Annotated in this window: 15 protein-coding genes; 4 read left to right on the forward strand and 11 right to left on the reverse strand. The window is 62.5% G+C overall.

Translation table 11 applies throughout. From position 1 onward, the window contains the following. Positions 1-238 precede the first annotated feature (238 nt). Genes P3L18_RS27805 through P3L18_RS27850 form a run of 10 tightly spaced genes read right to left on the reverse strand, consistent with a single transcriptional unit; the run spans position 239 to position 10,020 of the window. Positions 239-802 (reverse strand): hypothetical protein, encoded by a 564-nt coding sequence (locus tag P3L18_RS27805; RefSeq protein WP_276115956.1) that lies wholly within the window; start codon positions 800-802, stop codon positions 239-241. Beyond that, positions 799-1,575 carry a hypothetical protein gene (locus P3L18_RS27810; RefSeq protein ID WP_276115957.1) on the reverse strand — a complete coding sequence of 259 codons (777 nt, stop codon included), beginning with the start codon at positions 1,573-1,575 and terminating at the stop codon, positions 799-801. Before P3L18_RS27810 ends, P3L18_RS27805 begins: the two co-directional genes overlap by 4 nt. Continuing rightward, positions 1,551-2,942, reverse strand: coding sequence for an MlaD family protein (locus P3L18_RS27815; protein WP_276115958.1), 1,392 nt, complete (start codon positions 2,940-2,942; stop codon positions 1,551-1,553). The genes P3L18_RS27810 and P3L18_RS27815 overlap by 25 nt, the downstream gene beginning before the upstream one ends. 17 nt (positions 2,943-2,959) lie before the next feature. Then, the gene (locus P3L18_RS27820; RefSeq protein ID WP_271355242.1) at positions 2,960-4,057 is read right to left on the reverse strand and encodes an MCE family protein; all 1,098 of its coding nucleotides are present in this window, start codon (positions 4,055-4,057) and stop codon (positions 2,960-2,962) included. Then, positions 4,054-5,196 (reverse strand): MCE family protein, encoded by a 1,143-nt coding sequence (locus tag P3L18_RS27825; protein WP_276115959.1) that lies wholly within the window; start codon positions 5,194-5,196, stop codon positions 4,054-4,056. Before P3L18_RS27825 ends, P3L18_RS27820 begins: the two co-directional genes overlap by 4 nt. Next, positions 5,193-6,200: an MCE family protein gene (locus P3L18_RS27830; protein WP_276115960.1), complete on the reverse strand. Its 1,008-nt coding sequence runs from the start codon at positions 6,198-6,200 to the stop codon at positions 5,193-5,195. The genes P3L18_RS27825 and P3L18_RS27830 overlap by 4 nt, the downstream gene beginning before the upstream one ends. Next, complete coding sequence (locus tag P3L18_RS27835) at positions 6,197-7,210, reverse strand: MlaD family protein (RefSeq protein WP_276115961.1); 1,014 nt, start codon at positions 7,208-7,210, stop codon at positions 6,197-6,199. The genes P3L18_RS27830 and P3L18_RS27835 overlap by 4 nt, the downstream gene beginning before the upstream one ends. Further along, on the reverse strand, positions 7,207-8,373 hold the full coding sequence (locus P3L18_RS27840) for an MCE family protein (protein WP_276115962.1): 1,167 nt from the start codon (positions 8,371-8,373) through the stop codon (positions 7,207-7,209). The genes P3L18_RS27835 and P3L18_RS27840 overlap by 4 nt, the downstream gene beginning before the upstream one ends. Continuing rightward, positions 8,373-9,242: an ABC transporter permease gene (locus tag P3L18_RS27845; RefSeq protein ID WP_020171917.1), complete on the reverse strand. Its 870-nt coding sequence runs from the start codon at positions 9,240-9,242 to the stop codon at positions 8,373-8,375. Before P3L18_RS27845 ends, P3L18_RS27840 begins: the two co-directional genes overlap by 1 nt. Positions 9,243-9,267: 25 nt before the next feature. Then, positions 9,268-10,020 carry an ABC transporter permease gene (locus P3L18_RS27850; protein ID WP_082207464.1) on the reverse strand — a complete coding sequence of 251 codons (753 nt, stop codon included), beginning with the start codon at positions 10,018-10,020 and terminating at the stop codon, positions 9,268-9,270. 443 nt (positions 10,021-10,463) lie between these two features. Between P3L18_RS27850 and P3L18_RS27855 the strand changes: the two genes are divergently transcribed. From P3L18_RS27855 to P3L18_RS27865, 3 genes are all read left to right on the forward strand, one after another. After that, the gene (locus P3L18_RS27855; protein ID WP_276115963.1) at positions 10,464-11,582 is read left to right on the forward strand and encodes an NDMA-dependent alcohol dehydrogenase; all 1,119 of its coding nucleotides are present in this window, start codon (positions 10,464-10,466) and stop codon (positions 11,580-11,582) included. A gap of 103 nt (positions 11,583-11,685) precedes the next feature. Beyond that, complete coding sequence (locus tag P3L18_RS27860; protein ID WP_276115964.1) at positions 11,686-12,123, forward strand: nuclear transport factor 2 family protein; 438 nt, start codon at positions 11,686-11,688, stop codon at positions 12,121-12,123. A gap of 5 nt (positions 12,124-12,128) precedes the next feature. Then, a complete protein-coding gene (locus P3L18_RS27865; RefSeq protein WP_276115965.1) occupies positions 12,129-13,595 on the forward strand; it encodes an NAD(P)/FAD-dependent oxidoreductase in 1,467 nt (488 codons plus the stop codon). Positions 13,596-13,870: 275 nt separating this feature from the next. On the opposite strand, the gene P3L18_RS27870 is transcribed toward P3L18_RS27865, so the two are convergent. Next, positions 13,871-14,191 carry a hypothetical protein gene (locus tag P3L18_RS27870; protein ID WP_276115966.1) on the reverse strand — a complete coding sequence of 107 codons (321 nt, stop codon included), beginning with the start codon at positions 14,189-14,191 and terminating at the stop codon, positions 13,871-13,873. On the opposite strand from P3L18_RS27870, the gene P3L18_RS27875 reads away from it, so the two are divergent. Continuing rightward, on the forward strand, positions 14,180-14,536 hold the full coding sequence (locus tag P3L18_RS27875) for a hypothetical protein (protein ID WP_276115967.1): 357 nt from the start codon (positions 14,180-14,182) through the stop codon (positions 14,534-14,536). The two genes, P3L18_RS27870 and P3L18_RS27875, sit on opposite strands and share 12 nt — an antisense overlap. Positions 14,537-14,588 lie beyond the last annotated feature (52 nt).

The following is a 14,588-nucleotide window of genomic DNA, read 5'->3' on the forward strand; positions in this document are numbered from 1 at the left end:
ACAAGAAGGAACGGCTCTACAACAGACCGGACCGACTATCGGGGACCTGCCACCCGCGCTGTCGTTCTGATGGACACCGACTGCCCTCTTCTCGACGTCGATGCGTTCTCGATGGTGTTCGGACACCGGCTCGCGAATCCCACTCATTCGCATGATCGGGGCGTGCCGAGCCGCTGGTGACGGGTACGGCCCGGACGCGAAATGTGCGTCCGGGCCGTCGGCTATCGAAGAGTGACGATCACACCGGCTGGAGTCCGCCGATCTTCCACTGATCGCCCGAGCGGACGGCAGTGATCTTGATGCGACTTCCGTCGATCTTCGGAGTCGGATCGTCGGTGCTCGTCGTTGTCTGGTTGATGAACATCAGGACGCTGACGGCGTCATCGGTGGACGAGATGACGCCGGCTTCGGCGATCTTCGCATTCGTGACGATGTGATGCTGGGTCGCCGCGGGAATGATCGACGAGGTCGTCAGGTTGGTGAAATCCTCGCGGAACTTGCCGGTGAGCAAATCGTACTTCGCGGCGAACTCCTTCTTCAGATCGCCATTGCCATTGTAGGACAGCAGGTTCGGTACTCCGGCGCGCATGGCCGCGAGTGCCTGGGCGCGATCGTCGCGCTGCTGGTCCTGAGTGCGGACCTGGTAGGTGAAGTAGCCGGTGACCGCGAGCGCCGCGACAGCGACGACGCAGAGCGTGGCGAAGACGATCCGAGCGCGTACGGTGGACACGCGGTTGATCGAGCGGGCCAGGGCCGTGCCGCCACGGCGCAGTGGCGCGAAGAGCGGGGTGAGCTTACTCATGACACGAACTCCACATCCGAAACCAGCCAACGGTCGCCGACGTGTGCGAGTTGGAGCCTCATCCGGTAAACCCGCGGCTGGCCTTCGGGTGCCTCGGAATTCTTGACCTGCGAGGTCACCGCCGCGATCACGGTGGCCTTGTCATCGCTCGAGGACAGGATCGAGATCGCGCTGGCCTCGCCGGTCGAATCGACCTGCCCCTGCTTGAGTACGGCGGCGAATCCGCCGGTGGAGTCCCCGATCTGGTTCAGGAACTCTCCGGTCGCGCCGTCCCGGATGCGCTGCACATCTGCGTCGGCGCTACCGTAGCGCAGCGTCACGAGGTTGGCGACCTCCTGGGTTGCGGCAGCGGTGATCTCGTTGTCGCGTGCGGTGGCGGCATTATCGGCCATGTAGGACCTGCCGAGGAGCACTGCGGCGGTGATGGCAGCGATGGCGATGACAAGGCTGCCCGCAAAGTAGACGGCTCGACGCGAACCGTGTGTAGCGGAGTCGGATTCGGTGGCCTCGGCGGATTCTGCGGACTCGCCTTCATTCGACTCGTCGTCTGAGCCGCCATCGGGCGGGTCGTCTTCGTCGGTGGCCGAACCGGTTTCGTCGCCGACCGGATCGTCATCATCGATGACCGATTCGGAGTCGGCACACGCCGTGGTGTTCTCGTCGGCGCTCGACTCGGTATCGGTGTCCGAGCCGGTGCGAGAAGTCACGGGTTCTGTGGTTGCGGTCTCGACGGTGTCGGAATCGGCGGCTAACGCGGGAAGAGTTGTTGCCATTGGGTGATCACTCCTTTGTCATTCGGTGCCATGATCAGATTCCCGATCTGAAGCGTGGTTCCGTCAGGTGTCCGAAATCGTCCGGTCTGCGGGTCGTAGGGAACAGCGATTGTCGATCCCGATGTCGGCCGTTCGCCCGGCGTGGGTGAGCCACCGGCCACCGGCGCTGCACCGGTCGGGCGGGCCAACATCTGTGGCCAGGTGGACGGTAGGCCGTCCGGGCACTGGGCCAGATCGGCGGTGCGCACGCTGGGATCGGTGGCGCACGGAGCGTTTCGGATACCGCGGACCACCCGTGGATCGTCCTTGGGCAGTGTGCAGTATTCGGTGGCCGAAGGATTCACCGGACTGAGATCGCTGGGATCACGGCGTTGGGTCTCCTGGTATCCCTGTGTACAGGACGGGGGGTTGCTGCTGTTGAATAGTTTGACGTCGAGATTGCCTTGGCCGGAGAGCAGGTCGTCGGGACTCTGCATGCCCCGTTCCATCGCGTTGACCGCAGTGGCAACGGCGGGGTAGACGACCAGGATGTGTCGCAGACCAGGAACGTTGACGCGCAAGACCTCTCCGGTCGACTGCAAATTGGCCAGCAGAATCGGTAGCGACGGAGTCAGGTCGCGAAGTGTGCCGCTGAACGTGTCGAAGAAGGGTGCACCGGTGCGCAGCGTCGTCTGAATGGTGTTGTCGCTGAGTGCCAGCTGACGGGTGAAGGTGTCGAGGTTGGTGGCAATCGCCGAGATCTGGGGGCCGGTGTCGTCGAGTTGGGACAGAACCGGATTGGCGTCGGTGATCAGGCTGGTCGTAGCGCCGAGGTTGCGCTGGGCCTGACCGACCAATTGACTGGCCGCGACCAGAGCTTTATTCAGATCCGGACCGACATCGTTCAATGCCACCGACGACTCGTCGACAACAGTGCGCAGTGAGTCCTTCGGGACCGCTTGGAGGAGCCCGTAGACTTTCTCGATGACCTGGGTGGCCGGGATCGGAATGTTGGTGTTGCTCTGCTGAATACGGGAGCCGTCGGCCAGGTTCGGTCCGCTTGCGTTGGTGGGCACCAGGTCGATGAACTGCTCGCCGGCGGCCGAGACGCTTCGGACGTACGCCTGGCTGTTGGCCGGAATGTGATTGTCGGACTTGATCTGCAACCGTGCGGTGGCGCCGTTGACCCCGGCATCGAGGCCGGTGACGACGCCCACGTCGACGCCACGGTAGGTGACCAGCGCATTCGGATACAGCCCGCCGGCGTCGGCCAGATCTGCGGTGACGGTGTAGGTTCCGATGCCGGTATAGCGCTGGAATCCGCCGTAGGCATACCCGGTGTATCCGACGGCGCAAATCGCGACGATCGCGAAAACGGCGAGTTGCACTTGTACCAGACGAGATCTCATCGATGTGTGCCGTTCTGTGTACTCAGCGGAGCGCGCAGCGGGTCGGCATTGCCGCGTGCCGGTGCCTGGTTCGGGGCGCGGGTGATGCTCGGGATGACGACCTTCGCTAGTTTGTCGGCGCTGATATCCAGGGTGAGAAAGAGATTCATGTAATCCCCACGCAGTCCCCGGGATGCTGTGGTGACCGGGAAGGGGATCGTCAGTGCGATCTTGAGTGCCTCGGTGAGGTTCTTTCCGGAGTTGGCCAGTTGCCCGAGGATCGGGGGCAGGTCGGAGATGTCACCGACCAGGTTGTCACGACTGCGACCGAGTACCCCGGTCGCCGCGTCTCCGAACTGGCCGAGCGAGGTGAGCATCTGGACCAGTTGGCCTTCCTGTTCGTTGAGGATGTCCAGGGCGGGTTGGATCGAGTCGATGCCGGTGGCGATGGTGTCGGTCTGTGCCCTTAGCTCGTCACTGAGTTGCGCCAGGCTGTCGAGTGCACGCTGAATGTCATGGCGCTGGTTGGACAGATTCGCGACAAAGGTGTTGAGCCGGGTGACAAGACTGCGGGAAGCGTCCTCACGACCGTTGACGACGCGATTGAGTTGGCCGGTGATGGTACGCACCTGCTGCAGGCCCGACCCGTTGAGAATCAACGACAGCGACGACAGCACCTCTTCGACGGCGGGGTACTCGGTGGTGTCCTTGAGCGGAATGCTCATGCCGTCGCGTAGCTGGCCGCGGCCCGGTTGGTCCTGGGGGAGAACGAGTTCGACGTATTGCGATCCGAATAGGCTCGTCTGGGCCAGCGACGCATCGACGTTGGCGGGGACATGTGCGTCGTCGTCGATCTCCAGGACGGCTTGGGCGATCCAACCGTTGAGTGAGATCGATCGGATGTTGCCCACCGTCGCGTTGTCGAACTTGACAGGTGAATTTCCGACGAGATTCTGCACATCGGAGAACTGCACGTTGACCCGGTAGGTGTGCGACGACGACGTGTTGCCCGGGAGGGCAAAGGAATTGATCCCGTTGAACGAACATGCCCCACAGGCGCTGACGGCCAGTAGCGCGCACACCGAGGCCCGCAGTCTGCGCAGTGACGGCTTCACCGGTGTCCACCTCCTTGAGCGTTGGTCTGTGCAGTGGCCGTCGCAGCGTTGCGCTGCAATTGTGTGATGGTGGTGCGGCATTGGTCGGCCGGAGCATTCACCGTTGTGAGCAGTGCGCAGATCAGCGAGCGCGGATCGGGGATGTCGGGTATGCCCAGGGCCCCGGTCAGGGAGTTCGCCTTGGGGTCGTAGATGTTGTAGAAGTCCGACAATGCGGTGGGTAGCCCGTGGAGTATCTCTGCCAGTGTGTCCATCCGGTTGACAAGCAGTCCAGTGATGGTGTTGGCCTTGCCGACGTCACCGACAAGCGCGGCGCGATTGGTGTCGAGGAACGTCTTGACCTGATCGAAGGTGGTGTTGAGGCTGGTGAGTAACGAGTCGAGTTGCGTGCGATTGTCGGAGAGTACTTCGGAGAAGCCTGCGAGTTGAGTGGTGAAAGCGCCGATCTGCTGATCGGATTCGGCCAGTGAGGAGGTGACGGTGGAGAGGTTGCGTACCGTGGCGAACAGGTCGTTGCCTCCGTCGTTGAGAGTGGTCGTCGCCTTGGACAGCTGGGTGAGTGCCTCGCGGAGCAGGGTTCCATTGCCGCGCACCGTTGACGCGCTGGCGTTGAGGAATCGGTTGAGCGAGCCTTGCTGGTCCTGATTCGAGGGACCGAGATCGTCGGACAGTTGCACCAGTTGCTGTTTGATCTCGTCGAACTCCACCGGGGTTGCGGTGCGATCGATCGGGATCGAACCACCGTCGGCCATCTGCGGGCCACCCGTATAGGCGGGTGCCAGCTGCACATATCGGCCCGAGACGAGGGTGGGAGCAATGATCGCAGCCTGGGCCTGGGCCGGGACGGCATATCCCTTGTCGAGGGTCACGTCGACGCTGACGGCACCCGCGCCCGGTGTGATCTTGTCGACCTTTCCCACGGGAACACCGAGGATCATCACCCGGTCGCCGACGTAAAGGCCGGCCGAGTTGCGGAAATCGACCGACAGGCGGGTGGCACCGGAACGGGCGATATACATCGCTGTGACGCCGGCGACGACGATCATCGCCACCAGTACGATGAGGATCTTGCCGGGGATGGTCGTGGCCACCGAGGTGGCCGATCGCCTCGCGCGGGCGGCTCGTCGGCGTGCGCTCATCGAGGGGCTCCTGGGCTCAGGGGTGTCTGCCCGGTGAGGGTGGCGGGCACGATGTTCTGGAGAAGGACGTTGAAGAAGGGGCCGGTGCCCACCGCTTCACCGAGCTGATAGGTGAAAGTCTTGAGTCCCGAGATCGATTGATCGATGTTCTGGTAGTTGCGATTCAGGAGATCGAGTACCGAGTTCAACTGATCGAGAGTCGGTTTCATCGTGGTGCGTACGTCCTGCGACAGTCCGGACAGTGCGTCGGAAATCTGTTGAGCCTGCACGATGACCTGATGGATGGTCGTCGCACGCTGGTTCAGCGCCGAGAACAGCGCCGCACCCTGACCCATCATTGCCGAGATCTGGTTGTTGCGGTCGGCCAGAATCTGGGTGGTCTCTGCAGAGTTCGTCAGCAGGCTGCGTAATTGTTGATCACGAGAGGCGATGGTGGTCGACAGCCGCGTCACTCCCTCCAGCGAGCTCCGCAGGTCGTCGGGTAACGCGTTCTGGATGTCGGTGAGCTGGTCGAGTGCGGCCGACAGCGTGGGCTTGTCGGTGTGCGCCACCCGCTGGGTGAGTTCTTGGAGACTGTTGGTGATGTCATAGCCAGAAGTGGTGCGGGTCAACGGGATGACGGCGCCGTCCGACAGGGAACCCGCTCCTCTCGGAGTGAGATCGACAAAGCGCTGTCCGAGGGCTGTTTTCACCTTGATGGCAGCAGTCGTGTCGGTTCCGAGATTCTGCTTGTCGGTCTCCACGTCCATCGTCACACGCACCCGATCTCCGCTGAGTTCGATCTTCTTGACGGTGCCGACCTGCACTCCGGCGATCATCACCGGGTCGTCGGTCATCAGGCCGCTGGCGTCACCGAACTCGCCGACGATCTTGTCGTGGCTGTTGATCACCGGGATCGAGCGGAAATTGAAGGCGAGCACCAGCACGGCGACGACAAGCAGCGTTCCGACGATGCCGAGGGTGATGGGGTTGCGTTCGGTCATCGACTTGTGGATGTCGATCATGGTTGGCACCTCGATGCGGGAGCTGTGAACATCGGAGTCTGGTCGGCCTTTCCGGGGCCGTACTTGATCGCGAGCCCGCAGACGAAGAAGTTGACGAAGCTGCCGTAGGAGGACGCCCGTCCGGTCAGCCGGTAGGTTTCGGGTAGATCCGCCAGGATCGTCGACAGGGTGTCAGCGTTGGCATTCAGGTTGCCCGACAGCCGACCGAGCTGACCGATGCTGTTGGCCAGATCCGGCCGCACCGAGGTGACGACGTCGCCGAGAGCCGCGGTGAGGTCATCGATCTTCACCAGTGAGCCGCTGATCGAACCACGGTCTTGAGAGAGACCGCGCACCAGGTTGGCCAGTCCGTCGATCAAATCGTCGAACTTCTGGTGGCGATTGTTGATCGTCTGGAGCACCTCGTTGAAGTTGTCGATGATCTTGCCGATCGCCTGGTCGCGGTCGGAAAGGGACGTGGTGAGCACGGTCAGTTGGTCGACAAGTGTCGAGACCGCGGTCTCCTGGCCGTTGAGCACGGCGATCAACGAAGTCGCCAGGCTGTTGGCCTGATTCGGGTCCAGGCCCTGCAGAAGCGGTTTGAATCCGTTGACCACCTGATCGATGTCGAGCGCCGGGGTCGTGTCGGCCAGCGGTATCTCCCCACCGGGATCGAGCCAGATCATGTCTCCTGCGCCTTGGCGTAACTCGAGGAATCTGTCCCCGATGAGATTCTTGTAGCGGATCAGGGCCAGGGTTCCCCGGGTCAAACGGTGGTCCTTGTCGACGGAGAATGTGACGATGGCGTGGCCGGCACCGTCGAGTTCGACTCCGCTGACGCTGCCGACCGGTACGCCCGCGATGCGGACCTCCGAGCCGTCGGAGATACCCGATGCCGAGGCGAATACGGCGCGATAGCTTTCAGACGGTCCGAAGCGCAGATTGCCCGCAAGCACTGCGACGAATGCACCGGAGATGAGGGTCACGACGAGGAATGCACCGAGTTTGAGCAAGGTGGCGGTGATCTTCATCGGCCCACTCCGTACAGCATCGTGGCCAAGGGATTTCCGATCAGGTCGTCGGGACTGTTGATGGGGCGGTAGGCATCGCTGCCGTCGTCGAAGGCGATGTGCGGAGTCGGCGAGGCTGAACTCGCATAACAGCTCGGCGCGGTGCCGGATAGCCCGACCTTCGGGAGGTTGTCGGGATAGGTATACGGCGGATTACCCATCAGAAGTGTGCTCACCACGTTGAGACCCGGTCGCGCGCTGCCTCCGACTGTTCGCTCGAGATACTGGTTCGTCAGTGCGAGATTCGACAGGAAGCACGGGTAGATCGGGCTGAATTCGTTGAGCAGGTTGAGTGGTGCATTGAGGGAGCCCGCGGCTTGCTCGAGAGGGATACCGCCCCGGACGAAGAGATCCCGGCCGGCCTGGCCGAAGTCGCTGAAGCTGAGGACGAATGCGGTGAACTGCGCTTGATTGCGGGACAGTGTGCGTGCGGTCACCGACGCCTGTCGCACGGTGGACAGCAGTTCCGGTGCGGCAGAGGACAACCGGTCGGCCACACTTGCGCCGACCCGCAGATCTGAACGCAGTGCTCCGAGATAAGGATTGAAATCGCCGAGGTACTCGTTGAGCTGATCGACCAAGGTACCCACCCGGTCGCCGGTCCCGGCCAAAGCGGTGGACAGATTGGTGGTCACCGTACTGACCCGTTGTGGGTCGATCTCTTTCATCACCTCGACCAGGGACGCCAACAAGTCGTTGACTTCGGTCGTCACCCTGGTGGCAGAGATGACGTCACCCCCGGACAGATGCTCGGGGTCGGAGCTCACGGGAGGGACGAGGGTGACGAACTTCGGACCGAGCAGGGTGGTCGGGTCGATGGCCGCAGTCACATTGGCGGGGATGTGAGCCGCCTGGTCCGTGTCCATCGCCAAGGTAATGTGAACCATGTTGTCCTGAAGTGTGATTCGGCCAACCTGTCCGACAACGACGCCGTTCAGCTTGACGTCGCTGCCCTTCTCGAGCATCAACCCGGTGCGGTCGGTGACCAGGGTGACGTCGGTGGTGTCGTTGAATGAGCCCTTGTACAAGCTGATCGACAGAGCGACGGCTCCGATGATCGCGACGATCAACAAGAGGCCGAGCGCCACATTGGCGCGGCGGCTGAGTTCGGCGAAATGGTTCATCAGCCGGACACCCGCACTGCGCCCGAGGGGCCGCCGTAGACTGCCAGACCCACCAGTAGATCGATCAGCATGACCGCGATCAGCGATGTCCGAACCGCTCGTCCCACCGCGACGCCGACGCCGGCCGGCCCACCGTGAGCGTTGTACCCGTGGTAACAGTGGACACACATGACCACGATCGCCATCAGTAGGACCTTCACCGCCGACCACAAGACGTCTTTGGGGATCAGGAAGACGCTGAAATAGTGGGCGTAGGTGCCACTGGCCTGGCCGTAGAGGACGACGGTGACGAATTGGGTTGCGGTGTAACCCACCAGCAACGAGACGGCATAAAGCGGGATCACCGCGATCGTGCCGGCGATGAGCCGAGTGGTCACCAGGAAGGGCAACGACGGAATCGACATGGTCTCGAGTGCGTCGATCTCCTCACTCACCCGCATTGCTCCGAGTTGTGCGGTGAAACCCGCGCCCACAGTGGCGGTCAACGCGATACCGGCGATGGCCGGGATGGCTTCGCGGGTGTTGAAGAAGGCCGAGATGAAGCCCGCAAAAGCGCCGAGGCCGATGCGGCCGAGTGACGACGCGCCCTGCTGTCCGACCTCGTAACCGACCGCGGTCGAGAGCATTGCGACGATCACGACGGTTCCGCCGATGACCGCGAGTGCTCCACTGCCCATGGAGACCTCGGCGAGTAACCGTAGGACTTCGATGCGGTATCGGCGAATTGTTCGGGGGACGGCGGCGACGGTCTGCGCGTAGAACGAGAGCTGCTTGCCCATGCCGTCGAGTACACCGACCGGAATCTCGGTCGCTTTCTGGCTCGCCTCGACAATTCGGCCGCGTGAGGGACGGCTGTGGATCGTTGTCATCGTGATTCTCCGTTGTCGATTCGACTCAGTGCAGAGCGATGGTGGTGATGACCGAATTGGCCAGGAACAGGAGCAAGAAGGCGAAGACGACCGTTTGGTTGACTGCGTCGCCGACCCCCTTGGGTCCGCCCTTGACATTCAGTCCGAGATGGCAGGCGACGAGTCCGGCGAGCAGTCCGAATACGCCGGCCTTGATCTCACTGACGAAGAAGTCGGGCAATCCGGTGATCACCGAGATGCTGGTGATGTATTGCCCGGGGGAGGCTCCCTCGAGATACACGGTGGACACGTAACCGCCGACGATGCCCACCGCAGACACCAGACCATTGAGCAGAATAGCGACCAGCGTCGAAGCGACAACCCTTGGCACGCAGAGACGTTGGATGGGATCAATACCGAGGACTCGCATCGCGTCGATCTCTTCACGGATGGTGCGTGAACCGAGGTCCGCGCAGATCGCCGTCGATCCGGCACCGGCGACGACGAGAACCGTGATCACCGGGCCGATCTCGCGGATGATTGCCACCCCGGCGCCGGCACCGCTGAGGTCGACCGCGCCAACCTGCGCGAGCAGGATGTTTATCTCGTAGACGAACATCATGCAGAACGGAATGGACATCGCCAAGGCAGGAAAGATGGAGATGGAGGCGATGAACCAGGCCTGGGCAAGAAATTCTTTGGTCTGGAATCTCGATGTCACGAGGTATCGGAATGTCTCCAGGGACGTCGCGTAGAAGCCGCCCACCGCTTTCGGTAGCACGGTGCTGCCGCTACGCAACGCACGAACTGTCCGGGACGCCGGATCTACCACTGTCACACGAAACCTCTTCTGTTCTGCTCCGGGGTCGACGAAGAGCGGGTCAGGGCGGCAAGAGCCGTGACTCGCACGACGTGGACGTGATCGACGCGAGTCGGACCGGAGTGAATGAGCCGGATCACATATGAACCGGCGGTTCATCACGCTAACCATCGCCACATATCGGCGGAAACCCCCTCACTGGGGATATCGGCGACCCCCCCGCAGGGGGACGATCAGTTTCTGCTGCAGTGGCCTACCGATCTCGACGATGTCGATCCCGGCACGCACCGCGCGGGGGAGCACATCACCCCCAATGGGGTGATGTGCGTCACGTCCAGGGTTGCCATCATGAGGCAGGCAATGTCACGCATCGGTCCGCTGGCGCCGGTCGCGCGCAATCGTCACAACACAGGGAGATTTGAATGAAGACACGTGGAGCGGTGCTACGGCAGGCCCCAGGAAAGTTCGAGATCACCGACCTGATCGTCGATGAGCCCCGGCAGAACGAGATCCGGGTCAAGATGGTCGCCTCTGGCCTGTGCCACTCCGACGACCACATGGCGACCGGCGACCTCCCGGTCGCCGTCTACCCGGTCTGCGGTGGCCATGAAGGTGCGGGCATCGTCGAATCAGTGGGTCCCAACACTCCTGGATTTTCCCCCGGTGACAAGGTCATCTTCTCTTTCCTCCCGGCGTGCGGTAAGTGTCGGTGGTGCTCATCGGGACATCAGAACCTGTGTGATCTCGGTGCCAACGTGCTCGTCGGCTCACGATGGGAAGACCCCACCAGTTTCCGCTTGCAACTGGAGGACGGTACGCCGGTCGGGCAGGCACTGGGAATATCGACGTTTTCCGAATACACAACGGTGGCTGTTGATTCAGCGATCAAGGTGCCCGATGACACTCCCCTGGACAAAGCCTGTCTGCTCGGATGTGCCATCGGTACCGGTTGGGGATCGGCGGTGCGTAGCGGAGAGGTCGAGGCCGGCGACACCGTCCTGATCTTCGGTGCAGGCGGGATCGGCTCGGCGGCGGTACAGGGTGCGGCCCACGCCGGAGCCGCGCGTGTCATCGTGGTGGATCCGGTGGCCTTCAAACGCGACCAGTCGCTGACGCTGGGTGCAACGCATGCGGTCGCAAGTGCTGAGGAAGGAATCGAACTAGCTCAGTCCTTCACCAACGGGCAGGGCGCCGATGTTGCCATCGTGACCGTTGGCGTGATCACCGGTGAGCATGTGGCACAGGCATTTTCCGGAATTCGCAAGCAGGGCACAGTCGTCGTGACCGCACTCGGCGACGCGACCGCAGTCGGCCTACCGATCTCGATCCTCGAGCTCACCCTGTACGAGAAGAAGATCAAGGGCTCGCTGTTCGGTTCGTCGAATCCCCGTGCCGATATCCCCAAGCTCCTCGACCTCTACAACGCCGGATATCTGAAGCTCGACGAGATGATCACCGCCGAGTACTCACTCGACGATATCAACCAGGGCTACGAGGACATGCACGCGGGGAACAACATTCGCGGTGTCATCAGGTTCTGACTGGTAGCGGGGCCGACCGGGCCTGGTTGTTGATCGGCCCGGCCGTCCCGTCCGTGGGATTCAACCAACACAAAGGCTCGGCGGAACACAAAAGGAGCGCATCATGACGACCAGTCCTACCGTTGATGTCAGCGATTACCCGGCCCGATATTTCGCGGCGTGGAATGGGCGCGACATCGAGGCAGCCCTGCAGGCATTCGCATCCACGGTGACGTGGAACGATCCGTCGCTGCCCGCGACGATCACCACTCTCGATGGTGCGAGGGGATTCTTCGAAGGCTCCTGGGCGGCGTTTCCGGACTTGACGTTCGAGGCCATCGGGTTACCGCTGACCGACGCAACGACAGGGCGTGTGGCGCAGGAGTGGCTGATGACCGGCACGGATTCGGGTGTCGGTTTCATCCCGGGCCACGGTCCCAGCGGTAACGAGTTCGAGGTTCTGGGAATGGACATGTGGGTGGTGACAGCAGATCTCACCGCCACTTCCGTCACCGCGTACTATGACGCGGCGTCGTTTGCCAGGCAACTCGGCGTGAGCTGAAGTCGGTGGCGAAGGGACGTGAGCGAGAGCTCGAGACGGATGATCTCGAGCACGCGGATGTCGTGATTGTCGGCGCGAGACTGGCGGGCACCGCGACGGCCGTTCCATTGGTACGCGCGGGATTGAAGGTCGTCGTTCTCGACAAGGTGAGCTTTCCCTCGGACACCATGAGCACGCATGCGATGGTGCCGAGCGCTGTTCAGGAGCTTCTGTTGATGGGAGCGCTCGATCGAGTGCTTGCCCTCGATCCCGCCAGGTCACGCTTTCTTGCGATCCACGAGGACGGGGTCCGTTTCCGGGAGCGTTTCACGCCGTTTCTGGGGATCGACTACGGGCTCTGTGTTCCGCGCAATCTGCTCGACAAGGAGCTGGTGGACGCGGCGCGTTCCTCGGGCGTGGACGTTCGCGAGCGATGCGGCGTCGAGCAGGTGCTCTGGGAGAACGACCGGCCAGTCGGCGTGGTCTACCGATCCGGTGGATCGCGGCGGGCGATCCAAGCGCGCGTGATTGTCGGTGCCGATGGTCGAAAGTCGCGAATGGCAGCTGAATTCGGGGTGTGGGAGCCGTACCGCGGTTCGAAGAACGGACGGGGCTTCGCGTTTCGCTACCTCGACGATCCACTCGGACCGGATGGCCAGGAGGAGTACGGTGTGTATCGCTACGGAACCACGATCTCACTGATCTTGCCGAGTTGTCCGCGCGGTCGTGCGCTCGCGGTGCACATGTGTGACGCCTCTGAGATCCCGGAATTCCGTTCAGATCCAGAGAATATGTGGCGTAGCAAGATCGATGCCGATCGAGCCTGGGGCGAACGCATTGGCGGAGCCACGAACCTGTCCGCGATAAGAGCCACCGACAATCTGTCGTCCTACTACCGTGCCTCGTCCGGGCCCGGGTGGGCGCTGGTCGGGGATGCCGGGCACTTCAAGGATCCGGTCACCGGCAACGGGCAACGTGACGCGCTCAAACACGGACGGCTACTGGGCGAAGCGATCGCCACCACCATCAATGATCCGATGCGCCTGGATCACGCACTGCGACAGTGGGAGCGGAACCGGGATCGTGACACGGTGTCCACTTATCACTGGGGTAACCGCGAGACGCGTCCGGTCGCTTCCTCGACGTTGGTGAAGTGTGTGATCAGTGGTTTTGCCGACAACCCCGGTGAGGAACCGCGGTTCTCCGACACCTTCAATCGGGTACGGCCGGTGGAACACGTTCTCAATCCGCGACGTCTCGCTACGGGCCTGATCCAGGCACTGTGCACTCCCGGTGTCGACCGGCGCGCGCTGGTTGCCGAAATACTCACGGAGTTGCCACATGAGCTGGACATCCGTCGGCACAGGCTTCTCGGAGGATTCCGTTCGACGAGGGTCATGTCTACCGAGAGACCGGGCTGGTCGGTAGGCAGCGCTCCGTCGTCCGGTGCCGGTCAGGATGTTCGTCGGCACGCCGGCGCAACCACAGGTTAGCCAGTCGTCCCGCCACGGTGCGGGAGCCATGCATCCACACGCAAGGGAGAGGACCGAAGATGACTCAGACGATGGACCCCAGATCCGGGGCAGATGACCTGGTGCAGGACATGCTTCGATTCTTGATCCGATGGTCGCCGTTCGATGGTGGAGACGATGAGATACTGCCGACCTTCGGAGTCGAGCCACGCGTGTTCTACATACGGATGGTTCGGCTGATCGACACCGATCCCGAGCTTGCTGGTCCGAGAGCCGCAGTGTTGCGCACGTATTGCCTACGTAAGGCGGGAATCGTCGTCGCGTCGTGAGAGCGCCTGCGCTGCTCTCCCGCTTAACGTCGTCATGTCACCCATGTCGATCTGCCGCTTGTACAGCTTCCCATTCTCCGCACGGGGCAATCGATCCCGGAATTCCAGGGTGCGCGGTGCCTGCGGCTTGGGAATGTGTTCGCGCACAAAGTCCAACAGTTCGGAAGCCAGGTCGCCATCGGGATATGCATTTCGTTCGACGACCACCACCGCGTGTACCCGCTGGCCCAGATCATCGTCGGGAACGCCGATGACTGCCGCGTCGGCGACCGCCGGGTGGCTGATCAATCGGTCCTCGATCGGCTGCGGGTGCACGTTGACCCCTCCGGACACGATCAGGTGATCGGCCCGGCCCGACAGGTAGAGGTACCCGTCCTCGTCGATCCGGCCGAGATCGCCGACGGTGACCCGGCCCGCGGCGTTGGTGGCCGCGCGGGTCTTGTCGGGATCACCTTCGTAGGCAACAGCAGTGGTGCCCTCGAACCAGATCTGCCCAATGTCGCCGACCGGGAGGTCCGGTCCGTCGGGGTCATCGGGATGGAGGATGTGGATGGTGCCTCGCAGTGCCCGACCGACCGAGCCGCGTCGCAGTCGAGCTTCCTCGGGTCCGATGTGGGTGTTTCCGTATCCTGACGAGGCTCATCGAAAGTGCTCAGTGATGCTCATCGAATCTGCTCACTTGTGA

The sequence above is a fragment of the Gordonia sp. N1V genome (assembly GCF_029269935.1).
Classification (GTDB): domain Bacteria; phylum Actinomycetota; class Actinomycetes; order Mycobacteriales; family Mycobacteriaceae; genus Gordonia; species Gordonia polyisoprenivorans.

Excerpts from the sequence above, each read along its gene's own strand:
- P3L18_RS27835 (WP_276115961.1), bottom strand. The coding sequence starts at position 7,210 with ATGAAGATCACCGCCACCTTGCTCAAACTCGGTGCATTCCTCGTCGTG.
- P3L18_RS27840 (WP_276115962.1), bottom strand. The coding sequence starts at position 8,373 with ATGAACCATTTCGCCGAACTCAGCCGCCGCGCCAATGTGGCGCTCGGC.
- P3L18_RS27825 (WP_276115959.1), bottom strand. The coding sequence starts at position 5,196 with ATGAGCGCACGCCGACGAGCCGCCCGCGCGAGGCGATCGGCCACCTCG.
- P3L18_RS27810 (WP_276115957.1), bottom strand. The coding sequence starts at position 1,575 with ATGGCAACAACTCTTCCCGCGTTAGCCGCCGATTCCGACACCGTCGAG.
- P3L18_RS27830 (WP_276115960.1), bottom strand. The coding sequence starts at position 6,200 with ATGATCGACATCCACAAGTCGATGACCGAACGCAACCCCATCACCCTC.
- P3L18_RS27845 (WP_020171917.1), bottom strand. The coding sequence starts at position 9,242 with ATGACAACGATCCACAGCCGTCCCTCACGCGGCCGAATTGTCGAGGCG.
- P3L18_RS27860 (WP_276115964.1), top strand. The coding sequence starts at position 11,686 with ATGACGACCAGTCCTACCGTTGATGTCAGCGATTACCCGGCCCGATAT.
- P3L18_RS27805 (WP_276115956.1), bottom strand. The coding sequence starts at position 802 with ATGAGTAAGCTCACCCCGCTCTTCGCGCCACTGCGCCGTGGCGGCACG.
- P3L18_RS27855 (WP_276115963.1), top strand. The coding sequence starts at position 10,464 with ATGAAGACACGTGGAGCGGTGCTACGGCAGGCCCCAGGAAAGTTCGAG.